The organism is Pseudomonas sp. B37(2017), from assembly GCF_002112885.1.
Lineage (GTDB): Bacteria > Pseudomonadota > Gammaproteobacteria > Pseudomonadales > Pseudomonadaceae > Aquipseudomonas > Aquipseudomonas paraglycinae.
The window spans coordinates 608,809-630,403 of sequence record NZ_NEIX01000001.1 but is presented as its reverse complement, the minus strand read 5'-3'; the positions used below and the strand labels follow the sequence as shown (position 1 = coordinate 630,403).

The 21,595-nt window shown below is 60.4% G+C and carries 19 protein-coding genes; 10 read left to right on the top strand and 9 right to left on the bottom strand.

Features of this window, described 5'->3' with window-relative positions; translation table 11 throughout:
• Nucleotides 1-164: 164 nt before the first annotated feature.
• Nucleotides 165-986 (bottom strand): hypothetical protein, encoded by an 822-nt coding sequence (locus CAF90_RS02950; protein WP_085603397.1) that lies wholly within the window; start codon nt 984-986, stop codon nt 165-167.
• A 237-nt stretch (nt 987-1,223) separates the two neighbouring features.
• Here CAF90_RS02950 and CAF90_RS02945 point away from each other — a divergent pair, with 237 nt between their 5' ends.
• The 5 genes from CAF90_RS02945 to CAF90_RS02925 all read left to right on the top strand — a co-directional run bounded on the left by CAF90_RS02945 (nt 1,224) and on the right by CAF90_RS02925 (nt 6,596).
• Nucleotides 1,224-2,252 carry a LacI family DNA-binding transcriptional regulator gene (locus CAF90_RS02945; RefSeq protein ID WP_085603395.1) on the top strand — a complete coding sequence of 343 codons (1,029 nt, stop codon included), beginning with the start codon at nt 1,224-1,226 and terminating at the stop codon, nt 2,250-2,252.
• A gap of 189 nt (nt 2,253-2,441) precedes the next feature.
• Nucleotides 2,442-3,224 carry a sugar phosphate isomerase/epimerase gene (locus CAF90_RS02940; RefSeq protein ID WP_085603394.1) on the top strand — a complete coding sequence of 261 codons (783 nt, stop codon included), beginning with the start codon at nt 2,442-2,444 and terminating at the stop codon, nt 3,222-3,224.
• Complete coding sequence (locus CAF90_RS02935) at nt 3,217-4,251, top strand: sugar kinase (protein WP_085603392.1); 1,035 nt, start codon at nt 3,217-3,219, stop codon at nt 4,249-4,251. The genes CAF90_RS02940 and CAF90_RS02935 overlap by 8 nt, the downstream gene beginning before the upstream one ends.
• A gap of 56 nt (nt 4,252-4,307) precedes the next feature.
• Complete coding sequence (locus CAF90_RS02930) at nt 4,308-5,606, top strand: MFS transporter (RefSeq protein WP_085603390.1); 1,299 nt, start codon at nt 4,308-4,310, stop codon at nt 5,604-5,606.
• Nucleotides 5,607-5,627: 21 nt separating this feature from the next.
• Nucleotides 5,628-6,596 carry a D-glycerate dehydrogenase gene (locus tag CAF90_RS02925; protein WP_085605143.1) on the top strand — a complete coding sequence of 323 codons (969 nt, stop codon included), beginning with the start codon at nt 5,628-5,630 and terminating at the stop codon, nt 6,594-6,596.
• Nucleotides 6,597-6,721: 125 nt separating this feature from the next.
• Here CAF90_RS02925 and CAF90_RS02920 read toward each other — a convergent pair whose 3' ends face one another.
• From CAF90_RS02920 to CAF90_RS02905, 4 genes are all read right to left on the bottom strand, one after another.
• Nucleotides 6,722-7,909, bottom strand: coding sequence for a pyridoxal phosphate-dependent aminotransferase (locus CAF90_RS02920; RefSeq protein ID WP_085603388.1), 1,188 nt, complete (start codon nt 7,907-7,909; stop codon nt 6,722-6,724).
• Between the two features lie 41 nt (nt 7,910-7,950).
• A complete protein-coding gene (locus CAF90_RS02915) occupies nt 7,951-9,576 on the bottom strand; it encodes a methyl-accepting chemotaxis protein (RefSeq protein WP_085603386.1) in 1,626 nt (541 codons plus the stop codon).
• 223 nt (nt 9,577-9,799) lie between these two features.
• A complete protein-coding gene (locus tag CAF90_RS02910; RefSeq protein ID WP_085603384.1) occupies nt 9,800-10,939 on the bottom strand; it encodes a glycerate kinase in 1,140 nt (379 codons plus the stop codon).
• Between the two features lie 91 nt (nt 10,940-11,030).
• Complete coding sequence (locus CAF90_RS02905) at nt 11,031-12,155, bottom strand: sugar diacid recognition domain-containing protein (RefSeq protein ID WP_085603382.1); 1,125 nt, start codon at nt 12,153-12,155, stop codon at nt 11,031-11,033.
• Between the two features lie 171 nt (nt 12,156-12,326).
• Here CAF90_RS02905 and CAF90_RS02900 point away from each other — a divergent pair, with 171 nt between their 5' ends.
• Nucleotides 12,327-13,637 carry an MFS transporter gene (locus CAF90_RS02900; protein ID WP_085603380.1) on the top strand — a complete coding sequence of 437 codons (1,311 nt, stop codon included), beginning with the start codon at nt 12,327-12,329 and terminating at the stop codon, nt 13,635-13,637.
• 110 nt (nt 13,638-13,747) lie between these two features.
• On the opposite strand, the gene CAF90_RS02895 is transcribed toward CAF90_RS02900, so the two are convergent.
• The gene (locus tag CAF90_RS02895) at nt 13,748-14,119 is read right to left on the bottom strand and encodes a DUF6124 family protein (RefSeq protein WP_085603378.1); all 372 of its coding nucleotides are present in this window, start codon (nt 14,117-14,119) and stop codon (nt 13,748-13,750) included.
• 478 nt (nt 14,120-14,597) lie between these two features.
• Entirely contained in the window at nt 14,598-14,960 is a 363-nt protein-coding gene (locus CAF90_RS02890) for a hypothetical protein (protein ID WP_085603376.1), read from the bottom strand.
• A 97-nt stretch (nt 14,961-15,057) separates the two neighbouring features.
• On the opposite strand from CAF90_RS02890, the gene CAF90_RS02885 reads away from it, so the two are divergent.
• From CAF90_RS02885 to rarD, 3 genes are all read left to right on the top strand, one after another.
• Nucleotides 15,058-15,957 (top strand): LysR family transcriptional regulator, encoded by a 900-nt coding sequence (locus CAF90_RS02885; protein WP_085603375.1) that lies wholly within the window; start codon nt 15,058-15,060, stop codon nt 15,955-15,957.
• Between the two features lie 69 nt (nt 15,958-16,026).
• Nucleotides 16,027-17,040, top strand: coding sequence for an aldo/keto reductase (locus CAF90_RS02880; RefSeq protein ID WP_085603373.1), 1,014 nt, complete (start codon nt 16,027-16,029; stop codon nt 17,038-17,040).
• Nucleotides 17,041-17,342: 302 nt separating this feature from the next.
• Nucleotides 17,343-18,224 carry an EamA family transporter RarD gene (gene rarD, locus CAF90_RS02875; RefSeq protein WP_085603371.1) on the top strand — a complete coding sequence of 294 codons (882 nt, stop codon included), beginning with the start codon at nt 17,343-17,345 and terminating at the stop codon, nt 18,222-18,224.
• A gap of 63 nt (nt 18,225-18,287) precedes the next feature.
• Here the strand turns inward: rarD and hppD are convergent, their stop codons facing one another.
• Entirely contained in the window at nt 18,288-19,364 is a 1,077-nt protein-coding gene (gene hppD, locus CAF90_RS02870) for a 4-hydroxyphenylpyruvate dioxygenase (RefSeq protein ID WP_007958955.1), read from the bottom strand.
• A gap of 246 nt (nt 19,365-19,610) precedes the next feature.
• The gene (locus CAF90_RS02865) at nt 19,611-20,558 is read right to left on the bottom strand and encodes a DMT family transporter (RefSeq protein WP_085603369.1); all 948 of its coding nucleotides are present in this window, start codon (nt 20,556-20,558) and stop codon (nt 19,611-19,613) included.
• A 77-nt stretch (nt 20,559-20,635) separates the two neighbouring features.
• Here CAF90_RS02865 and CAF90_RS02860 point away from each other — a divergent pair, with 77 nt between their 5' ends.
• Nucleotides 20,636-21,508, top strand: coding sequence for a LysR family transcriptional regulator (locus tag CAF90_RS02860; protein ID WP_085603367.1), 873 nt, complete (start codon nt 20,636-20,638; stop codon nt 21,506-21,508).
• Nucleotides 21,509-21,595: the final 87 nt, after the last annotated feature.

Sequence of the window (21,595 nt, the reverse complement as noted above, 5' to 3'; positions counted from 1 at the left end):
CACACGCTCCATGATGAGAATAGAAAAGCTGTTACTCAAGAACACTTACCAAAATGACCAGAGTCTTTCAGGGAGTTACGTGTTTCTGAAGACCCTTTCCATTCAATCGGCAAGAACCATCCACCCGAAAAACAACAAGCGAAGTGCTCGTTATGACGGCACAACTATCCAGGTATTGTTGTATCGATTTTTACCAACGCAGATCCGGACTGCGCAACCAACCTCCCTCCACTGTAAATTTTACCCACCACTAACGCCGATTGAATGACCACACCAGGCGTTAACGGCTTTATAAACCTTTCGTACGGTATGAGCATTCTGAAACCTTTCGAATTATCCTCGGCACTCAACTCTCTCTCAAAAGTACCAAATGTTTCGCTAACTTCGCCTACACCGTTGAGACTTTCACATCCTCTCCATTCCAATATATAAAGATCTTTGGGACTGCCAATCACTTGAGGCAAAACTTCAATCCACCCACCCCCGCTGAGAGCGGGAAGAATAATACAGTTCCAGTACCCCCAGAAAGTCGTGTGAAGAAATTTTACTTCGGGTAATGGCCGAACTGGAATCTGCGTGTGATCGATTGTCAGTTTCCGCCGGGGCGCGGGATCGTCGTTACCGTCCGCGTCAGTGACCAGATAATACAACCAGGCAACTCCGCTTTTGCTCAACAATAAAGGAGTAAGCGGTATCTGAATCTCAGTAATACTCACTGGCACGTAAGGCTTGTCGTGAATCGTCGTTATACTTCCGAGCTGTTCGAAAAACACTTGCAACCTGTCCGGCCTTTTTGGATCAGCCGAATAGTCCTTCCATCTCGGTACTCTCGCAATAGTCCCGCCTGTAGATTCTGGAGGTGTGAGATTACCCTCGACATCACTCGGGTCTACACCGTCAACTTTTATAATGTCGGCAAGAATACCGCCTCCCGCTGAATTAACTGTTCCCGCGGAAGTGGGTGCCTTATTGGTCGATATCGACATTTTTCATAACCTGCCATCAAAATTGATGATTGGAATCTGATGAAAATAAAAAGCTGTTCGTTGGGTAAAAGTAAACATCTGATCTCCTGCGCTGCCTACTGTCAGATCTGACAGGTATTGCTACCGTCTGTCGGACTTATCCGACTTCCACCCGGCTACGCAAAGCATCTTCACTTGACGCCACCAAAGGGTTTGGTGTCTCCTGAAACCGGTTTCAGACAATAAGAAGACCCACCCGTGAACGATTTCTCCGCCGCCCAGCGCAGCCGCGTCACCATGCTCGACGTCGCCGAACACGCAGGCGTGTCCAAGGCCAGCGTCTCGCGCTTCATTGGTGACGACCGCGCCCTGCTCTCGGATGCCATCGCCCAGCGCATCGAGCAGGCAATTGCCGAACTCGGCTATCGCCCCAATCAAATGGCCCGCGGCCTGAAACGCGGCCGCACGCGCCTGATCGGCATGCTGGTGGCCGATATCCGCAACCCTTATTCGATTGCCGTGATGCACGGCGTGGAAACCGCCTGCCGCCGGCACGGTTACAGCCTGGTGGTGTGCAACACCGACCGCGATGACGAGCAGGAACGCCAGCACCTGGCGCTGTTGCGCTCGTACAACATCGAAGGGCTGATCGTGAACACCCTGGGCCATCACCGGGATGAACTGGATGAGTTGAAGCGGGAAATGCCGCTGGTGCTGGTGGATCGCAAAGTCGAGGGGCTGGACAGCGACATGGTCGGGCTGAACAACCCGCAGGCCATCGAGATGGCGCTCGAACATCTTCAGCAGCGTGGCTATCGCGATGTGTTGCTGGTGACGGAACCCTATGACGGCACCAGTTCGCGGATCGAGCGGGTCAGCGGTTTTCAGCAGCAGATTGGCCAGCGTGAAGACATGCGTGGCGCGGTGCTGGAAACCGGCCCAAGCCTAGCGAACGATCTTCAAATCTTTTTGAACACACCTGATAACGGCCCAAAAGCCCTGTTCTGCGCCAATGGCGTGGCGGCGCTGGCCTGTACCCTGGCCTTACGCGAGATTGGCTGCCGGCTGTTCGAGGCTGTCGGGCTGATCGCGCTGGATGATCTGGATTGGTATCCGTTGGTAGGCAGCGGAATCACCGCCCTCGCCCAGCCTACAGAGGAGATTGGTGCGCGGGCGTTTGAGTGTTTGCTCAAGCGGTTGCGTGGGGATGATGAAGCGGCGCGGATACTGGATTTTGCGCCTGTGTTGATCGAGCGCGGTTCGACCCTTGGACTTTGCGGTGACTGATGCGGCCTCTTCGCGGGCAAGCCCGCTCCCACAGGTGTTCGGGTGTACTTGAGAACTGTGAACGACGCTATATCTGTGGGAGCGGCGGTGCGACGACTCGACTTGCCCGCGAAGGGGCCCGAAAGAGCACTGCACAACTTGATGATTTTTTTTGAACAAAAATGAAACCGGTTTCAGAGGTGGATAACAATGAATAAACCTGCCGTTTCCATCAGCCTTTCCAGCTTCGGTGCCGACCTTGTTCGTCGTCGTGGTCAGGCTTCGTTCATAGAGGTGCTGGCCGCTGCGGGCGCCAATCGCATCGAATGGCGTGAAGAGCTGCTGACCAACGAAGTCCCGGAACAACTCTCCACCGCCACGCAAGCTCAAGGCCTGCAAAGCATCTATTCCTCGCCGACCGAACTGTGGCTCGCCGGTCAGTCGCGGCCCAATCCGGAACTCATCACCGCGCTGCAAAACGCCGAAGCGTTCGGTTCGAAGTGGCTGAAAGTGTCGCTGGGCTTCTTCACCGACAACAACGATCTGCAGACGCTCGCGCAGATCCTCGCGCAAAGCCCTGTGCAGTTGCTGGTAGAGAATGATCAGACCCTGCACGGCGGTCGCATCGAACCGTTCCAGCGTTTCTTCGCTGCCGTCGAGCAACACAACCTGCCGATCAAAATGACCTTCGATATCGGCAATTGGCAGTGGCAAGACCAGTCCGCCACCAGCGCCGCCCGACTGTTGGGCCGTCATGTCGGTTACGTGCATTGCAAAGCCGTGGCCCGCCGCGCCGACGGCAAACTGGTGGCCGTGCCGCCGGCTGCCACTGACCTGCATCTGTGGGAACAACTGCTGCGGCACATGGCCCAAGGGGTCATGCGCGCCGCCGAATACCCGTTGCAGGGCGATGATCTGGTGCAACTCACCACCGAACACGTCGCCGCCCTCGCCCGCCTCGGCCAGTCCCGTCTGGAGCCTGCTCATGTCTGAGATCGATATTCTGTCGTTCGGCGAAACCATGGCCATGTTTGTCGCCGAACAGAGCGGTGATCTGGCCACCGTCGAGCAGTTTCACAAACGGATTGCCGGGGCGGACAGCAACGTCGCCATCGGATTGTCGCGGCTGGGTTTCAAGGTGGCGTGGCTGAGCCGTGTCGGGGCTGATTCGCTGGGACGATTTGTCGTTGAAACCCTGGCCCGCGAAGGTCTGGATTGCAGCCATGTCGAAGTCGACAACGCGCACCCGACCGGTTTCCAGCTGAAATCCCGCAACGATGACGGCAGCGATCCGACGGTCGAGTACTTTCGTCGCGGCTCGGCGGCCAGTCATCTGTCGCCGCAGTCGATCAGCCCGACGCTGTTAAGCGCCCGGCATCTGCACGCCACTGGCATTCCACCGGCGCTGTCCGCATCGGCCCGGGAAATGTCCCATGAACTGATGACCCGCATGCGCAACGCCGGGCGCAGCGTGTCGTTCGACCCGAACCTGCGTCCGAGCCTGTGGGCCAGCGAGCGGGAGATGATCAGCGAGATCAACCGCCTCGCCGCCCTCGCCCACTGGGTGTTGCCGGGGTTGAGCGAAGGTCGATTGCTGACCGGGTTTGAAGATCCGGCGGATATCGCCGCGTTCTATCTCGATCAGGGTGCCGAAGCCGTGGCGATCAAGCTCGGGCCGCAGGGTGCGTATTACCGCACGCATCTGGATCAGGGGTTTGTCGCCGGGGTGCCGGTGGAAACCGTGGTCGATACGGTCGGTGCCGGGGATGGATTTGCGGTCGGGATGATCAGTGCCCTGCTGGAGCACCAGAGTTTTCCCGAGGCGGTCAGACGCGCCAACTGGATTGGCAGTCGTGCGGTGCAGAGCCGTGGCGACATGGAGGGTTTGCCGACCCGATCCGAAGTCACCGCTGAATTCGAGGCCGCCTTCGCGAGCAAGTCGAATCGTCGCACCGCCGCTCCCACACTGGAATGCGTTCCAAATGTGGGAGCGGGCTTGCTCGCGAATGGGCCCGCATAGCCACTACAAAATCTGAACCCTGCTGCGACAAAAACAACAAGCTCAGGAGCAAGACCATGAAAACCGCAACCCTCGCCACCCGCCGCTGGTGGTACATCATGCCGATCGTGTTCATCACCTACAGCCTGGCGTACCTCGACCGCGCCAATTATGGCTTCGCCGCCGCGTCCGGAATGGCCGCCGACCTGATGATCACCCCGGGCCTGTCTTCGCTGCTCGGCGCGCTGTTCTTCCTCGGTTACTTTTTCTTCCAGGTGCCCGGCGCGATCTACGCGCAAAAGCACAGCGTCAAGAAGCTGATCTTCGTCAGCCTGATCCTCTGGGGCGGGCTCGCCACGCTGACCGGCGTGGTCTCCAACGCCTATTGGCTGATCGTCATCCGCTTCATGCTCGGCGTGGTCGAAGCGGCGGTGATGCCGGCGATGCTGGTCTATCTCTGTCACTGGTTCACCCGCGCCGAACGCTCGCGGGCCAACACCTTCCTGATCCTCGGCAACCCGGTAACCATGCTCTGGATGTCGGTGGTTTCGGGCTATCTGGTGCAGCATTTCAGCTGGCGCTGGATGTTCATCATCGAGGGTCTGCCGGCGGTGCTCTGGGCATTTATCTGGTGGAAGCTGGCCGATGATCGTCCGGCCCAGGCGAAGTGGCTCAACGACCAGGAAAAGCACGATCTGGAAAGCGCGCTCGCCGCCGAACAGATCGGCATCAAAGCGGTGAAGAACTACGCCGAAGCCTTCCGTTCGCCGAAGGTAATCATTCTGGCGCTGCAATTCTTCTGCTGGAGCATCGGCGTCTACGGCTTCGTGTTGTGGCTGCCGTCGATCCTCAAGGCCGGCGCGCAGATGGACATGATCGAGGCCGGCTGGCTGTCGGCCCTGCCGTATCTGGCGGCGGTAATCGGCATGCTGCTGGTGTCGTGGGGCTCGGACAAACTGCAAAAGCGCAAACGCTTCGTCTGGCCGCCGCTGCTGATTGCCTCGGTGGCGTTCTACGGTTCCTACGCTTTGGGCGCCGAACATTTCTGGTGGTCGTACACGCTGCTGGTGATTGCCGGCGCGTGCATGTACGCGCCGTACGGGCCGTTCTTTGCCATCGTGCCGGAGATCCTGCCGGCCAACGTTGCCGGTGGCGCCATGGCGCTGATCAACAGCATGGGTGCTCTCGGTTCGTTCGGCGGCTCGTATCTGGTCGGTTACCTCAACAGCTCTACCGGTTCGCCCGGCGCTTCGTATCTGCTGATGAGTGGCGCGCTGATGCTCTCGGTGGTGCTGACGATTTTTCTCAAGCCCGGCGCGAGCGACCGGGTGACGGCCAAGCCAGTCGCACCGCGTCCGCTGCCGGCCCACTCCTGAATTGATAGAGAGATGACTGCGATGAAAAAACAGGTTGTGCTGTACAAGAAACTGTCGCCGGCGTTGATGGCGCGCCTTGAGGAACAGGTCGACGTGACGCTGATCGACAGCCTCGATGCCGACGGTCTGATGAAGCTTCGCGACGCCCTGCCGTTTGCCCACGGGTTGCTCGGTGCAAGCCTGAAACTGGACGCGGCGCTGCTCGATCTGGCGCCGAAGCTTGAAGCGATTTCCAGCGTCTCGGTCGGCGTCGACAACTACGACATTGACTACCTGACCCGACGCAAGGTCATGCTGACCAACACCCCGGACGTGCTCACTGAAACCACCGCCGACACCGGTTTCGCGCTGATCTTGGCCACTGCCCGGCGCGTGGTGGAACTGGCGAACATGGTGCGCGGCGGTCACTGGCATCGCAGCATCGGCCCGGCGCATTTCGGTACCGATGTGCATGGCAAGACACTGGGCATCATCGGCATGGGGCGGATCGGTGAGGCATTGGCGCAGCGCGGGCATTTCGGGTTCGGGATGCCGGTGATCTATCACAGTCAGTCGCGCAAACCGGCGGTCGAGGCGCGATTCGATGCGCAGTACCGCAGTCTTGAGGATCTGTTGCGACAGGCGGATTTCATCTGTCTGACCTTGCCACTGACGGCGCAGACTGAAGGCTTGATTGGCGCTGAACAGTTTGCGTTGATGCGCCCGGAGAGCATCTTCATCAACATTTCACGGGGCAAGGTTGTGGATGAGGCGGCGATGATCGACACCTTGCGGCATAACCGGATTCGCGCGGCGGGGCTGGATGTGTTTGAGCGTGAACCGCTGAATCACGACTCGCCGTTGTTGCAGTTGAACAATTTGGTGGCGACGCCGCACATGGGTTCGGCGACCCATGAAACGCGCGAGGCGATGGCGCGGTGTGCAGTGGAGAATCTGTTGGCGGCGTTGGCTGGGGAAAAACCCGCCAACCTGGTGAATCCTCTCCACTGATGATCGTTCCCACGCTCTGCGTGGGAATGCCTCAAGGGACGCTCCGCGTTCCAGCTCTGGAAGGGACGCGGAGCGTCCCGGGCTGCATTCCCACGCGGAGCGTGGGAACGATCAGGAGGAAACCCTCAGGCACTGCGCACTTGCAGAAGTTGCGCAGCACAAAGGGCAATCCGCGAACACGCATCCGCCAGCTTCACCCGATCCACCACCAGCCCGATGCGAATATGCCCCGCCGCACTGGGCCCGAACGCTTCACCGGCCAGCACCGAAACCCCATACCCCTCCAGCAATCGCTCGGCAAAATCCTGCGCGCCGAGCCCGGTCTGGCGCACATCGACCATCACAAACATCCCGCCATCCGGCTTGATCGGGTACAACCCCGGACAGCCGCGCAAGCGCTCGCACACCAGATCCCGACGCAACCGGTATTCCTCGCGCATCTGCGTCACTTCCGGCAAATCTTTCTCCAGCGCGATCTGCGCCGCTTTCTGCACAAAATCCGGCAGGCCGAACAACATGCTCAACGACAGATTCACCAAATGCTCGGCCAAGGGTTTCGGTCCGATCATCCAGCCGATCCGCCACCCGGTCATCGCATGGGATTTGGACAGGCTGTTGATGGTTGCGGTGCGCTCGGCCATCCCCGGCAGACTCGCCGGGCTGACGTGCTCACCTTCGTATAACAATTCGCTGTAGACCTCATCGCTGATCAGCCACAAATCATGGCGGATACACAGCGCCGCCAGCTCCTGCCAGATCAGCAACGACAGACTGGCACCGGAAGGATTGTTGGGACTGTTGAGCAGCATGGCCCGCGTCCTTGGGGAGATCCGAGCTTCAACATCCGCCGGGTCGACGCGAAAACCGTTCTCCGGGCGAACCGGCACCGGCACCACGGTTGCACCGCAGGCACCGAACACGCCTTCATAAGTTACATACATCGGCTCGGCGACGATCACTTCATCACCCGGATCGAGCAGACATTGCGCCACCGAATACACCGCGCATTGCGCGCCGGGAAGTACGATCACATGCTCGGCATCCACATCCTGGCCGCTGTTGCGCCGATGGCGCTCGGCAATCCGCTTGCGCAGCTCCAGCCGGCCGCGCACTTCGGAATAATGGGTATCGCCGGCCAGCAGGCTGTCGATGGCGCCGTGGATGATCGGCAGCGGCGTATCGAAATCCGGATCACCCACGGACAGCAGCAACACATCAATGCCCTCGGCGCGTAACTCCAGCGCTCGGTCGTGAATCCGCCAGGCCGCTGCTCCCTCCCCGGCGATTCGTTGGGTCAAGGCTGAATAGCGCATGTACGTCTCCTGATTGCGCGGTCTCCAGCCTTCACCCTAGGTCAAATCACGAAGCGCGCCACCATCGCATTCAAATCCACCGCCAGACGCGACAGTTCGTGGGTCGCGGCACTGGTTTGATTCGCGCCGGCGGCCGATTGAGTGGCCAGGTCGCGGATGTTGACCAGGTTGCGATCGACCTCGCGGGACACCTGCGCCTGCTCTTCAGAAGCACTGGCGATCACCAGGTTGCGTTCGTTGATCTGGTGGATCGATTGGGTGATTTGCTCCAGTGCAACGCCGGCGGCGCGGGCCATTTCCAGGGTCGACTGGGTGCGCTGGTTGCTTTGCTGCATCGATTCCACCGCTTCGCCTGTGCCGTTCTGGATGCCGGCGACCATTTTTTCGATTTCCTGAGTCGACTGCGCGGTGCGGTGAGCCAGGGCGCGAACCTCGTCCGCTACCACGGCGAAACCGCGTCCCGCTTCACCGGCACGGGCGGCTTCGATGGCGGCGTTGAGCGCCAGCAGGTTGGTCTGTTCGGCGATGGCGCGGATCACGTCCAGCACCTTGCCGATGTCGCGGCCCTGAGCGGCCAGGCCTTCGATCATTTGCGCGGTGTTCTGCACGTCGTGGGTCATGGTCTGGATCGCGTCGACGGTTTTCACCACTTGATCGCGACCTTCGCGGGCGGCGTGGGTCGACTGGTTTGAGGCTTCGGAAGTCGACACCGCGTTGCGTGCGACCTCTTCCACCGCGGCGGTCATTTCGTTGACGGCGGTGGCGGCCTGTTCGATTTCGTCGTTCTGCTGTTGCAGGCCACGGGAGGCTTCTTCGGTCACGGCGCTGAGTTCTTCGGCAGCGGCGCCCAGTTGCGTGGCGGAGCCGGCGATCTGCTCGATGGTCTTGCGCAGGTTGGTCTGCATCGCGGCCAAGGCTTCAAGCAGGCGCGCCGGTTCGTCCTTGCCGTCGACTTCGATGGCTTTGGTCAGGTTGCCGCCGGCAATGGTTTGCGCGGCAGCGACGGCGCGGTTCAGCGGGGTGACGATGCTGCGGGTCAGCAGCCAGGCCAGCAGCACTGTCAACAGCGCGGCAATCACGGCCACGGCGATGATGCCGCTGATAGCGCCGCTGTAATACTCGTCCGCGTGGGTCGAGGCGGTCTTGGCGTCAGCGGCGTTGATCGCAATCAGCTGGTTGAGCTGTTCGCCCATTTTGTCGGTGCCGTCCTTGATCTTCGTGTTGATCAGGGTGCGCATCTCGTCGAGCTTGTCCTGGCGCGACAGCTCCATCATCTGGTTCTGCGCCTGCACGTAGTTGTCGAGGGTCGTCGAGAAAGTCTGATACAGCGCGCGCTCTTCCGAACTGGCCGGCAGTGCCGCGTAACTGGCCTGGGCGGCGCGCACCTTGTCCACCAGCACGCCGATGCGGGTCTGGGCTTCCTGCAAACCGGCCGGGTCGCGGTTGACCAGAATGCGGAACGACAGAATGCGCAGGCGCAGGACGTTTTCCGTGACCACGGCGAGTTGCGTGACGCTCGGCAACTGCGTCGACTCCATCTCCAGCGACGCCTGGCGGATGATCGACATGCGATTGACGGCGAACACGCCGAGCACGATCACCAGCAGGGCAATAAAGGCAAAACCGAGGAAGGCACGGGGCGCGATATTCAGATTACGCAAGGACATAGGAGGACTCTCGGATGATTGAAACTACGAGCGTCCATGCCGTGATCACTGGCCCATGGGGCGGGCTTCAGTCCGGCGTCACTGTTTTAGGAAGTCTTGTGCGCGCCTGATCTATGTATCGGCCAGGCTTAAGGAAGATTGCGGGGAAAGAGTAAATATTTTTCAAAGTGTTGCGGGTGTTTCAGCGGTGAAACACCCATAGCTTTAGATGATGGGCGACAGGTCAGGCCGGGGTTGCCATGCGCCAGACGCGAGCTATGTCGGTGGCACGTTCGCGCAATAGACGGGGTGCTTCGGCGCAGGCCTGTTCGAGAGTCATCGGGCCGCTGGTGACGGCGAAGGCGGCGTCGATGCCGTGATCGTAGAGTTCCTGATAACCCTCGCCCAAGGTGCCGGCGATGACGATCACGGGAACGTCGTGGTGTTTGGCGATCCGCGCAACGCCGAACGGGGTTTTGCCTCGCAGGGTCTGGGCATCGAAGCGTCCTTCGCCGGTGATGACCAGATCGGCGCCCTTTACTGCCTCGGATAACCCGACCAGTTCCGCGACGACTTCGACACCTGCCTGGAAGCGTGCGCCGAGAAAGGCCTTGGCGGCAAAACCCAGTCCGCCTGCCGCGCCGCTACCCGGTTCATCGCGAACATCGTTGCCCAGCGCTTGCGCGCAAAGTTCAGCGAAGTGGCCGAGGGCCTGATCCAGTTGTTGAACTTGCGCAGGAGACGCGCCCTTTTGCGGGCCGAAAATCGCCGAGGCGCCGTGGGGGCCGCACAGCGGATTGTTGACGTCGGCGGCGATGTCGAAGCGCACTTGCGCCAGACGCGGGTCGAGTTCGCTGAGATCCAGTTTTGCAAGTTGCGCCAGCGCCAGACCACCCGGTACCAACGATTGCCCTTGAGCATCCAGCAGCTTCACGCCCAGCGCCTGCATCGCGCCGGCGCCGCCGTCGTTGGTGGCGCTGCCGCCGATGGCCAGAATGACGCGTTGTGCGCCAGCATCCAGTGCCGCACGGATCAGTTCACCGGTGCCGAACGTGCTGCTGATACAAGCATCGCGCTGCCCTGGCGGCACCAGTTGCAGGCCGCTGGCTTCAGCCATCTCGATGATTGCGGTGTGGTTGTGCGGCAGCCAGCCCCATGCGGCTTCGACCGCTGCCCCCAACGGACCACGCACCCGGGTGCGGCGCAATTCGCCTTCACAGGCGGCGAGAATCGACTCCACCGTGCCTTCGCCACCGTCGGCCATCGGGCATTTGACCAGCGTCGCCTGCGGCCAGACCTGCGCCAGGCCCAGCGCAATGGCTTCTGCAACGCCTTGGGCACTCAGGCTGTCCTTGAACGAATCGGGGGCGATGACGATTTTCATGCGAATTCTCCAGTTCCAATGCCCCTCATGCTGCCAGTCGCCTTGCGCGTTGACGCCTGTCCGCTGCACAAGTCGTGCAGGCGTTTATTGTTCATTTCGACAAATCGTCGGTCTGTGGCAGCAATTGCACACCTAGATACAGCGCCAGCATCCCGTCGAGTCTCAGCGGATCGACTCCGCTCAACTCGGCAATCCGCTCCATGCGATAACGCAGGCTGTTGCGGTGAATCCCCAATGCATCGGCACAGGCCTGGCTCTGCCCGTCGTGATCGCACCAACTGCGCAGGGTCGCGAGCAACTGGCCGTTGCTGTCCTTGGCGATGACTTTGCGCAATGGTTTGAGCAGTTCATCCAGCGCATCGTCGTTGCGATGGCGCCAGAGCATCACCGGCAAGCGATAGCGATTGAGGGTCAGCAGCCGTGAGCGCGGCAACACTTCGCGGCCATAGGCGAGCAAGTCGCCCACCCTTCGATAGCAACGGCGCAACCCGGCCAGCCCATCGGCCTGCCCGCCGACCGCAATGCGCAGAATGTTCCAGCCCAGGCCATCGAGTTTTTCCAGCAGACGATCATGCTCGACGTTCTGACTCGCTGGCCGGCACCAAAGCAGTGATGACTTGGCGGAACTCACGCACCAACTGTCCGGATAGCGCGTCATCAGCCAGGCACTCAGCGCCTCGACGGTTTGCCCCGGCCCGTGTTCCAGGCCCAGCTCGAACAGATACGGCACGCGCGTCAGTTGCGGTTTCAACCCGAGTTGCTGGGCCTCGTCGACCAGCCGTGGCGAATCCCCCGCTTCACTCAACAGCAGCGCGAGCAAGTCATCGCAACGCTGCCGCCGCCATTGCTGCTCGGATTGCTGATTGCGCTGGCCAACCAGCATCTCGGCGGTCATGCGCACCAGTTCGGCGTAAGTACGCAGCTGCTCCGGCTCGCCCGTGATCCCGAGCACCCCGATCAAACGCTGATCGAGCAGCAACGGCAGATTGATCCCCGGCTGCACGCCTTTCAAATGCACGGCGGTCTGCGCGTCAATCTCCACCACTCGCCCGTTGGCCAGCACCAGTTGCGCGCCTTCGTGGCGGGTGTTGATCCGCTCCGGCTCGCCACTGCCGAGGATCAGGCCCTGGCTGTCCATGACGTTGACGTTGTACGGCAAAATGGCCATGGCCCGGTCGACGATGTCCTGGGCGAGGTCGTGATCGAGTTCGAACATAAGGGCTGGAATCCTTGAAAACAGGCGCGGACGGTTGTTCACCCGCACAGGGTCTGGCAGCAAACCCTGTGCTCAGGCACAAAGACAATCCGGCCAAAGGTGGCCGAGACTCTCAGGGCGATCAACGTTACCCTTTGCATCGCAAAAAATCATAATAAAGAGAGAGCCGCCATGTCGCAGAGCGCCGCTGCCGCCCAGACCATCGATGACGATAAAAATGCCGTCTACAAACGCATCACCCTGCGTTTGATCCCCTTCATCTTCATCTGCTACCTGTTCAACTACCTCGACCGGGTCAACGTTGGATTCGCCAAACTGCAGATGCTCGACGCGCTGAAATTCAGCGAAACCGTGTACGGCCTCGGTGCCGGTATCTTCTTCATCGGCTACGTGCTGTGCGGCGTACCGAGCAACCTGGCCCTGACCAAATTCGGCCCTCGGCGCTGGATCGCGCTGATGATGATCACCTGGGGCACGCTGTCGACCTGCCTGCTGTTCGTCACCACACCGACCGAGTTCTACACCCTGCGCCTGTTTACCGGCGCGGCTGAAGCCGGCTTCTTCCCAGGCGTTGTGCTCTACCTCTCGCAGTGGTTCCCGACCTTCCGCCGTGGCCGGATCATGGCGCTGTTCATGTCGGCGATCCCGGTGTCGGGCCTGCTCGGCAGCCCGTTTTCCGGCTGGATCCTCAATCACTTCGCCGCCGGCCAGGGTGGCCTCGCGGGCTGGCAGTGGATGTTCCTGCTGCAAGGCATTCCGACTGTTGTGCTGGGCGCACTCGCCTACTTCCTGCTCAGCGACAACTTCGCCAACGCCAAATGGCTGACCCCGCATGAGCGGTCGGTGCTGGAAGCCGATCAGGCCGAAGATCTGGCGAACAAACCGAAAACCACCTCCGATTCGTTGATTGCCGTGTTCAAGAACCCGGCGATCTGGGCCTTCGGCCTGATCTACTTCTGCATCCAGAGCGGCGTGTACGCGATCAACTTCTGGCTGCCGTCGATCATCAAGAACCTCGGCTTCAGCGACAACCTGGTGATTGGCTGGTTGAGTGCGATTCCTTACTTGCTGGCGGCGGTGTTCATGCTGGTGGTCGGGCGTTCGGCGGACTTGCGTAAAGAACGTCGCTGGCATTTGGTGGTGCCGATGTTGATGGGTGCTGTCGGCCTGCTGATTGCGGTGAACTTTGCGGCGAATCCGGCGATTGCGATCCTCGGTCTGACCATCGCGACCATGGGCGCGTTGACCGGTTTGCCGATGTTCTGGCCGGTGCCGACTGCCATGCTCAGCGCAGGCGCTGCGGCGGGTGGTCTAGCGTTGATCAACTCGATGGGGCAGATGGCCGGGTTCCTCAGCCCTTACCTTGTGGGTTGGGTCAAGGACAGCACCGGGTCGACGGATGCGGCGTTGTATCTGCTGGCGGGTGTGATTGTCGGCGGGAGTTTGCTGGCGTTGCGGATGACGCGGACGTTGCGGGCTTAAGCCTTAGTCGAAATACAGAAACGGCCCATTACGGGCCGTTTTTCATTTAGATCGTTCCCACGTCGAGGCGTCGAACCGTCCGCGTGGGAACGATCAGGCTAAGGATCTGGCTAGAGCGGTGTTTCTGTCTTCAACTCCAGATTATCCAGCGCCCGGTTCACCGCCAGTTCACTCAGCATGATCAATTGCGCAATGCCCAGCAGCACGTGTCGCTGCGATCCGTCCACCAGCCCGGCGAAGTTAGTGGCCATGGTTTTGGCGCAAGTCAGGGTTTCAGAGGCATCGGCCAGCAGTTCTTCGCTGTCGATACCGGGGGCGATGAGGTAGCGGGTGTTGGGTTTTAGCAGCGGTTTTCTGGGGAGCAGCGGATTGAGGTAGTGATCGAGGGCGCGTTCGGCGGCTTCGTGGAAGGTCTTGGAGTCGAGGGATTCGTAGGGCGAGGTGGTGTCGGTTTCGGGTGGGTTGGGTGTTGGTTTGATCACGTTTGAATCTCCAAATCAGAAAAATGGAGCCATCAAACTTCGCTACCAAACGAAGAGGTGGTGGCCATACACGGGTTGGTAGACCGGTGACTTGGAAAACCGGCGCGCTCGAAAGCGCCCCACGCATGGCCACCATAAAAGCACGGACGGATAAGCGTCCGAATACGGTGAATTGCGCAACAAGTCAGATCCGGGCTACCAAACCCGATCGCTGTATTTCAGCGACGGGACAACGATAAAACCCGGCCCTTGAGCGCACAAGCCGGCGGATTCTGGCTTAGTCGTAGGCAACGGCGCAAGGTTGTGTAGCCTGGGTGCGTGTCCGAACGTGTCCTTTAAACACTTCACTTAAACACCCCACTCCAGATCGTTCCCACGCTCCGCGTGGGAATGCAGCCCGGGACGCTCCGCGTCCCTTCCAGAGCTGGAACGCGGAGCGTCCCTTGAGGCATTCCCACACAGAGCGTGGGAACGAGCATCACGCACTGCTTTTCGCATCCAGCTCAAGCACCAACCCGCCCGGCATCTGCACAAAAATCTGCCAGACCCCATCCTCCGGCACCTGCGCCACCTGATACGGCAACCCACTGCCCTGCACCCGCTTCAAAACCACCGCCGCATCTTCATCGGTACGAAACGCAATATGACTTAACGCGGCCTCATCCAGCGCGGGCTGCTCAATCACATGCACCAACGCCTCCCCATCCTGATACAACCACCGCCCGGGAAACGGAAACGGCGGCCGCCGCCCCGGCGTCAATCCCAACAACCCACCAAAAGCGTCCTGCAGCGCCTGACCGTCACCAGTGTTGAAGGCCAGATGATCAAATGTCCACGTCATGTCTGTCTCCTGCGGTTATTCAGGATTTCAGTATCTGCGCTTGCCAATCCCGGAAAAATCCCGCAAAACGCCAAGGATCTTCAACGGATTTTTACTAATGAGCTCGATCCTCGATCTGGAAATCTTCGTCCGCACCGCCGACTCCGGCAGCATCTCCGCCGCCGCCCGGGCGCTGGAGCTGACGCCGGCCGCCGCCAGCATCGCATTGAAACGCCTGGAAACCCGCCTCGGCATCCGCCTCTTCGCCCGCTCGACCCGCAGCATGCGCCTGACCGAAGAAGGCCGGCGTTATCTGGAAAGCGTGCGTCTGGCGCTGGCCACCCTGGCCGAGGGCGAACAGGCGCTGAAGCAGCAGACCGAAGGCCTGAGCGGCGTGCTGCAACTGGCGGCGCCGTCGGACTTCGGGCGCAATGTGTTGCTGCCGTGGCTGGATGATTTCAAGCGCGAGCACCCGCACATTCAACTGCAATTGCTGCTCAACGACCGGCATGCGGATCTGTTTCGCGAGACGGTGGATGTGGCGCTGCGTTTTGGCGTGCCGAGTGATTCGACGCTGGTGGCCTTGCCGATTCTGCCTGAGCATCGTCGTGTGGCCTGCGCCAGCCCCGCGTATCTGGAACGCCACGGCACGCCGCAAAATCCTGCCGAATTGAGCGAGCACAGCGCCCTGCTCTACCTGCGCAACGGCCGGCCCTATAACACCTGGCGCTTCCATCGCGAGGACGAAACCGTCGAGGTCGAAGTACGCGGCGACTACCTCAGCGACGACGGTGAAGTCGCTCGCCGCTGGGCGCTCGCCGGGCACGGCATCGCCTACAAGGCCTGGCTCGACGTGGCCGAAGACGTGCGCGCCGGGCAGCTTGTAACGCTGTTCGATGACTGGCATGGCGAGAGCGTGCCATTCAATTTGTTGTGCCCGCATCGGGTGCAGGTGTCGGAACGGGTCAAGGTGTTGCAGGCGTTTTTACGCGAGCGCTGCGAGGCGTTGCGCCGATAAATTCACTTTGCCGCGTCGGGCGCTTCTGGTATTTGATGGAAGCTTTCCCACCGACAAAAGGATTTCGGCATGAGCTATCGCACACTGGGTCACTCGGGGTTGCAGGTGTCCACCCTCACCCTCGGCACGATGATGTTCGGCGAGCAGACCAGCGCAGAAGACTCGCTGCGCATCATCGACAAGGCGTGGGATCAGGGCATCAACTTCATCGACACCGCGGATGTCTACACCAACGGCCGCTCGGAAGAGATCGTCGGTGAGGCCATCGCCCGTCATCGGCATGAATGGGTGCTGGCGACCAAGGTCGGTTTCGGCCCGGTCGATGGCGTGCCGAATCGCAGCGGTCTGAACCGCAAGCACATCTTCAATGGTCTGGAGGCCAGCCTGACCCGGCTCGGCACCGACTATCTCGACATCTATTACCTGCACCGCGAAGACCACAACACCCCGCTGGAGGTGACGATCTCGGCGATTGGCGATCTGATTCGCCAGGGCAAGATCCGTTATTGGGGCCTGTCGAACTATCGCGGCTGGCGGATTGCCGAGGTGATTCGCGTGGCGGACAAACTGGGCGTCGATCGCCCGGTAATCAGCCAGCCGCTGTACAACATCGTCAACCGTCAGGCCGAAACCGAACAGATCACCGCTGCCCAGACCTACGGCCTCGGCGTGGTGCCTTACAGCCCGCTGGCCCGTGGCGTGCTCAGCGGCAAGTACGCACCGGACGTGACACCGGACGCCAACAGCCGCGCCGGGCGCCAGGACAAGCGGATTCTGGAGACTGAATGGCGGGTGGAGTCGCTGCGCATTGCCCAGCAGATTCAGCAATACACCCAGGAACGTGGGGTCGGGATTGTCGAGTTTGCGATTGCCTGGGTGCTGAACAACGGCGCGGTGACGTCGGCGATTGTCGGGCCGCGTACTGAGGAACAGTGGGATGCGTACACCAAGGCGCAGGCGGTGAAGATTACGGCGGAGGATGAGGCGTTTATCGACTCGCTGGTGACGCCGGGGCATGCGTCTACGCCGGGGTTTAATGATGTGAGCCATTTTGTGTCGGGCCGGAAATCGCGTTCGGCTTGAGATTGCTGCCCTCATCGGAACGCCGCCCGCCTAACCCTCTCCCGGAGGGAGAGGGAACCGATTGGGGAATATTGAAGCTAAGCTTTTGCCTGAAGCTGTTGTGTTGAATCCATAATCGATTCGGACTTTCACGTCGCTGAAACTCGTGAGACACCTCGGTCAGTCCCCTCTCCCTCCGGGAGAGGGTTAGGGTGAGGGGCTTTTGAACTCATGTAGAAAATATTGACCACTCCGACCAATATTCACCACAAAAACCACGTATCCTGCGCGCCCCGTTTCACCATCACCCCCGCGAGGACAGTTTGTCTAAAGGCATTGCTCTATCGGTAACAGCATCGACGCTGTTTGCCGTGATGTATTACTACACCTCGCTGCTCACCCCGTTGAGCGGCGTGGAAATCTTCGGTTGGCGGATGCTGCTGACCGTGCCCTGCATGACCGTGTTCATGTTGCTGTCCGGCGAATGGCGGCGGGTGCTGGAGTTGCTGCGCCGGATCCCTGCGCTGCCGAAGTTGATCGGTGGCCTGATCGTTTCGTCCGCGTTGCTGGGCGTGCAGTTGTGGCTGTTCATGTGGGCGCCGCTCAATGGCTACAGCCTTGATGTGTCGCTGGGCTACTTCCTGTTGCCGCTGGCCATGGTCCTGACCGGCCGCATCGCTTATGGCGAAAGCCTGTCGTACCTGCAAAAAGTCGCGGTGTTTTTTGCCAGCCTCGGCGTGTTGAACGAGTTGTATCAGGTCGGCGGGTTTTCCTGGGCGACGCTGGTGGTGGTCGTCGGTTACCCGCTGTACTTCGTGCTGCGCAAATACCTCAAGACCGACAACCTCGGCGGCCTGTGGGTCGACATGACTTTGATGCTGCCGGTGGCGTACTGGTTTGTGCGCGGCGGCGAACAGGGTTTCGGCGTGTTCGATCAGTACCCGGGGTTGATGTGGCTGATTCCGTTGCTCGGTCTGATCAGTGCCTCGGCACTGGTGGTCTACATCATCGCCAGCCGCTTGCTGCCGTTCAGTCTGTTCGGTTTGTTGAGTTACGTTGAGCCGGTGTTGCTGCTGGGTGTGGCGCTGCTGCTCGGCGAAAGCATCAAACCCGGTGAATGGCTGACCTACATCCCGATCTGGCTCGCAGTCGTGGTGCTGGTGTTTGAAGGCTTCAAGCACCTGATGCGCCAACGGCGACCGTAAGACGCGCAGTAAAAAGCCCGGCCTGCATTTCTGCAGGCCGGGCTTTTTTACATCTGATGCGGATTACTCGGTAGCGAGCACGCCACGACGCACCTGGTCACGCTCGATCGATTCGAACAGTGCCTTGAAGTTGCCTTCGCCGAAACCATCGTCGCCTTTGCGCTGGATGAATTCGAAGAACACCGGGCCCATCAGGGTTTCCGAGAAGATCTGCAGCAGCAGACGCTTGTCTTCCTTGTCCGACGCACCGTCGAGCAGGATGCCGCGCGATTGCAGTTGATCGACCGGCTCGCCGTGATTCGGCAGGCGGCCTTCGAGCATTTCGTAGTAGGTGTCCGGCGGCGCGGTCATGAAGCGCATGCCGATCTTCTTCAACTGATCCCAGGTCTTGACCAGGTCGTCGGTGAGGAACGCCACGTGCTGGATGCCCTCGCCGTTGAACTGCATCAGGAACTCTTCGATCTGCCCGGCGCCCTTCGACGATTCTTCGTTGAGCGGGATGCGGATCATGCCGTCCGGCGCGGTCATCGCTTTCGAGGTCAGGCCGGTGTATTCGCCCTTGATGTCGAAGTAGCGGATTTCACGGAAGTTGAACAGCTTCTCGTAGAAGTTCGCCCAGTAGGCCATGCGACCGCGATACACGTTGTGGGTCAGGTGGTCGATGATCTTCAGGCCGGCACCGACCGGGTTGCGGTCAACGCCTTCGAGGAACACGAAGTCGATGTCATAGATCGAGCTGCCTTCGCCGAAACGGTCGATCAGGTAAAGCGGCGCGCCGCCAATGCCTTTGATCGCCGGCAGGTTCAGTTCCATCGGACCGGTTTCGATGTGGATCGGCTGTGCGCCCAGTTCCAGTGCACGGTTGTAGGCCTTCTGCGAATCCTTGACCCGGAACGCCATGCCGCACACCGACGGGCCGTGTTCGGCCGCGAAGTACGAAGCAACGCTGTGGGGTTCGTTGTTGAGGATCAGGTTGATCGCGCCCTGACGATACAGGTGCACGTTCTTGGAACGGTGGGTCGCGACCTTGGTGAAGCCCATGATCTCGAAAATCGGCTCCAGGGTGCCGGGTGTCGGCGATGCGAACTCGATGAACTCGAAGCCCATCAGGCCCATTGGGTTTTCGTATAAATCTGCCATGGTTGGCGCCTCATCATTCTTATCAATTAACCAGAGTTATTTGTCAGTAATGCTGAGACCGGTGGGTGGCGCACAGGAGATGCCACGCACACTGCGGGCGAGGAAGTCACCGTAGATCAGTTGAAACCCGAATATCTTCATTGTCGACCCAAGGCTCTTGCGGGCGAGGCTTCTGCTGCCAGAAGACGATTATTATTGTATGCGTAACCCGATTCTACACAGCGTAAATAGGGTTGTCTGCCCTCTCTATAAAATCCGCTTTTTTCCGGCCGGTGCAAGGGGTTTGTTGCATAGCCAGATGCCCGCCAGAATCAGCACGCCGCCCAGGCACATGGCCAGCGTCAGCTGTTCGCCCAGCAGGATTGCACCGGCCAGCACGGCGGTCAGCGGGTTGAGCGCGATGAACACGCCGGAGCGCGTGGCGCCGATCTTGCGGATGCCATCGTAGTAACCGATGTAGGCCAGCGCCGAGCCGAGCACGCCCAGATAGGCCAGGCTCAGCCATTGGCGCGTGCCAAGCGCGGCCAGCGCTGCAACGTCGACTTCGCCACGGCTCAGGGCCAGCGCCCACAACATCAGGGTGCCCAGCAGAATCGAAAAGGTCACGGTCTGCACCGGGCCGATGCTCTGGTTGAGGCTGCGGGAGAACAGCGAATAGACGCCCCAGCTCAAAACGCAGCCGAGGATCAGCAGGTCGCCAATCCAGTCGTCCGGCGTTTCGCTCAGCAGTTGCGGATTGCGACTGACGATCACCACACCCGCCCCGCTGATGCAGATTGCGATGCCGATCACCTTCAATCGACTCAGCCGCTCCTTGAACAGCAGCCATGACGCCAGACCAATGACCGCTGGATTCAGCGCCACGATCAACGAGGCCCGGGAAGCGTTGATGTACTGCAACCCGTAAAAGAAGCACAGGTTGTAGAAGAAAATTCCGAAGAACCCCAACAGGGCCAGTAGCAGCCATTGCCTGAACGTGGGCCGCGCCAACCGTATTCGAGCGAGCCTTAAACACACGACCAACGCCACACTGGCCAGCAGAAACCGCAGGCTGGCGGCGAACACCGGGCTCAGGCTGCCAGCAAGAAACCGCCCGGCCACCCACGTTCCGCCCCAGATCATGGTGACCAGGGCCAGGTTCAGGTAGACGGGCATGTCCGAGGCGGCCGGACGGACAGGTTCATGACAACTCATAACGCTCCCAACGATGAGACTGACGGATGACGTATCATTCGATTGATTCCTCATCATCGTAAAATGAGTCTTTACTCATGACCCTGACCCAACTCGAAATCTTCTCGCTGGTGGCCGAACTGCGCGGTTTCACCCTCGCCGCCCATCGTCTGGGGATTTCCCAGTCGGCGGTGTCCCACGCCTTGAAATCTCTGGAACAGGAACTGGGCGTCGAACTGCTGCGCCGCCATCAATCCCAAGTGGAACTGAGCGACATCGGCGAGCAATTGCTGTTGCGGGCGCGGGCGATGCTCGGGCTGGCAAACACCTTGCGCCAGGAGGCGGCGGATGCGCGCGGCATGAAACGCGGAACCTTGCGCATCGGCTCGTTCGGGCCGACGTCCTCGATCAAATTGTTGCCGAAGATTCTTCAGCAATATCGCCAGGCACATCCGGGGATCGAAGTGCACATCGATGAAGGCCCGGATCGGCAAGTGATTCAGTGGCTGGAGGAGCGGCGGATCGACATCGGTTTTGTGGTGTTGCCCGAGGAGCGCTTCGACACCTTTGCCTTGATCGAAGATCAGATGGTCGCCCTGCTCCCGCTCGGTCACCCGTTGGCGGCGCACGAATCCGTGACGCTGAAAGACTTATGCAACGATCCGTTCGTGCTGACCGAGGCCGGTTCGTCGGAGCTGGTATCGCGCCTGTTCAATGCCGCCCGGTTGAGCCCGAACATCCGCTATCGCTGCTCACAACTGCTCAGCACCCTCGACACCGTGGGCCGGGGCGATGCGATGACCGTGGTGGCCGAAGGTTCGTTGCCTTTTGATCCCGACCCGCGCTATGTCAAGCGACCGCTGTCCCCCGCCGTCACCCGGCAAGTCGGTCTGGCGGTGCTGGATCAGCGCCAGGCATCGCCCGCCACGCTGGCATTCATTCAGCTAGCAACTCGGCTGGATTATCTTTGATCGGCGCAGCTGTCATTGGCCATCTATCATGGGCTCAGACCTCGGGCTTTGCGCGCACGCTTCGCCTGCCATCAAGAGCCCCACTCC

What these genes read in the sequence shown, in the direction of transcription:
- CAF90_RS02885 (WP_085603375.1), top strand. Translation starts at nt 15,058, where the DNA reads ATGAGCTCGATCCTCGATCTGGAAATCTTCGTCCGCACCGCCGACTCC.
- CAF90_RS02910 (WP_085603384.1), bottom strand. Translation starts at nt 10,939, where the DNA reads ATGAAAATCGTCATCGCCCCCGATTCGTTCAAGGACAGCCTGAGTGCC.
- CAF90_RS02860 (WP_085603367.1), top strand. Translation starts at nt 20,636, where the DNA reads ATGACCCTGACCCAACTCGAAATCTTCTCGCTGGTGGCCGAACTGCGC.
- CAF90_RS02950 (WP_085603397.1), bottom strand. Translation starts at nt 986, where the DNA reads ATGTCGATATCGACCAATAAGGCACCCACTTCCGCGGGAACAGTTAAT.
- CAF90_RS02915 (WP_085603386.1), bottom strand. Translation starts at nt 9,576, where the DNA reads ATGTCCTTGCGTAATCTGAATATCGCGCCCCGTGCCTTCCTCGGTTTT.
- hppD (WP_007958955.1), bottom strand. Translation starts at nt 19,364, where the DNA reads ATGGCAGATTTATACGAAAACCCAATGGGCCTGATGGGCTTCGAGTTC.
- CAF90_RS02905 (WP_085603382.1), bottom strand. Translation starts at nt 12,155, where the DNA reads ATGTTCGAACTCGATCACGACCTCGCCCAGGACATCGTCGACCGGGCC.
- CAF90_RS02930 (WP_085603390.1), top strand. Translation starts at nt 4,308, where the DNA reads ATGAAAACCGCAACCCTCGCCACCCGCCGCTGGTGGTACATCATGCCG.
- CAF90_RS02900 (WP_085603380.1), top strand. Translation starts at nt 12,327, where the DNA reads ATGTCGCAGAGCGCCGCTGCCGCCCAGACCATCGATGACGATAAAAAT.
- CAF90_RS02940 (WP_085603394.1), top strand. Translation starts at nt 2,442, where the DNA reads ATGAATAAACCTGCCGTTTCCATCAGCCTTTCCAGCTTCGGTGCCGAC.
- CAF90_RS02920 (WP_085603388.1), bottom strand. Translation starts at nt 7,909, where the DNA reads ATGCGCTATTCAGCCTTGACCCAACGAATCGCCGGGGAGGGAGCAGCG.
- CAF90_RS02925 (WP_085605143.1), top strand. Translation starts at nt 5,628, where the DNA reads ATGAAAAAACAGGTTGTGCTGTACAAGAAACTGTCGCCGGCGTTGATG.
- CAF90_RS02880 (WP_085603373.1), top strand. Translation starts at nt 16,027, where the DNA reads ATGAGCTATCGCACACTGGGTCACTCGGGGTTGCAGGTGTCCACCCTC.
- CAF90_RS02935 (WP_085603392.1), top strand. Translation starts at nt 3,217, where the DNA reads ATGTCTGAGATCGATATTCTGTCGTTCGGCGAAACCATGGCCATGTTT.
- CAF90_RS02890 (WP_085603376.1), bottom strand. Translation starts at nt 14,960, where the DNA reads ATGACGTGGACATTTGATCATCTGGCCTTCAACACTGGTGACGGTCAG.
- CAF90_RS02865 (WP_085603369.1), bottom strand. Translation starts at nt 20,558, where the DNA reads ATGAGTTGTCATGAACCTGTCCGTCCGGCCGCCTCGGACATGCCCGTC.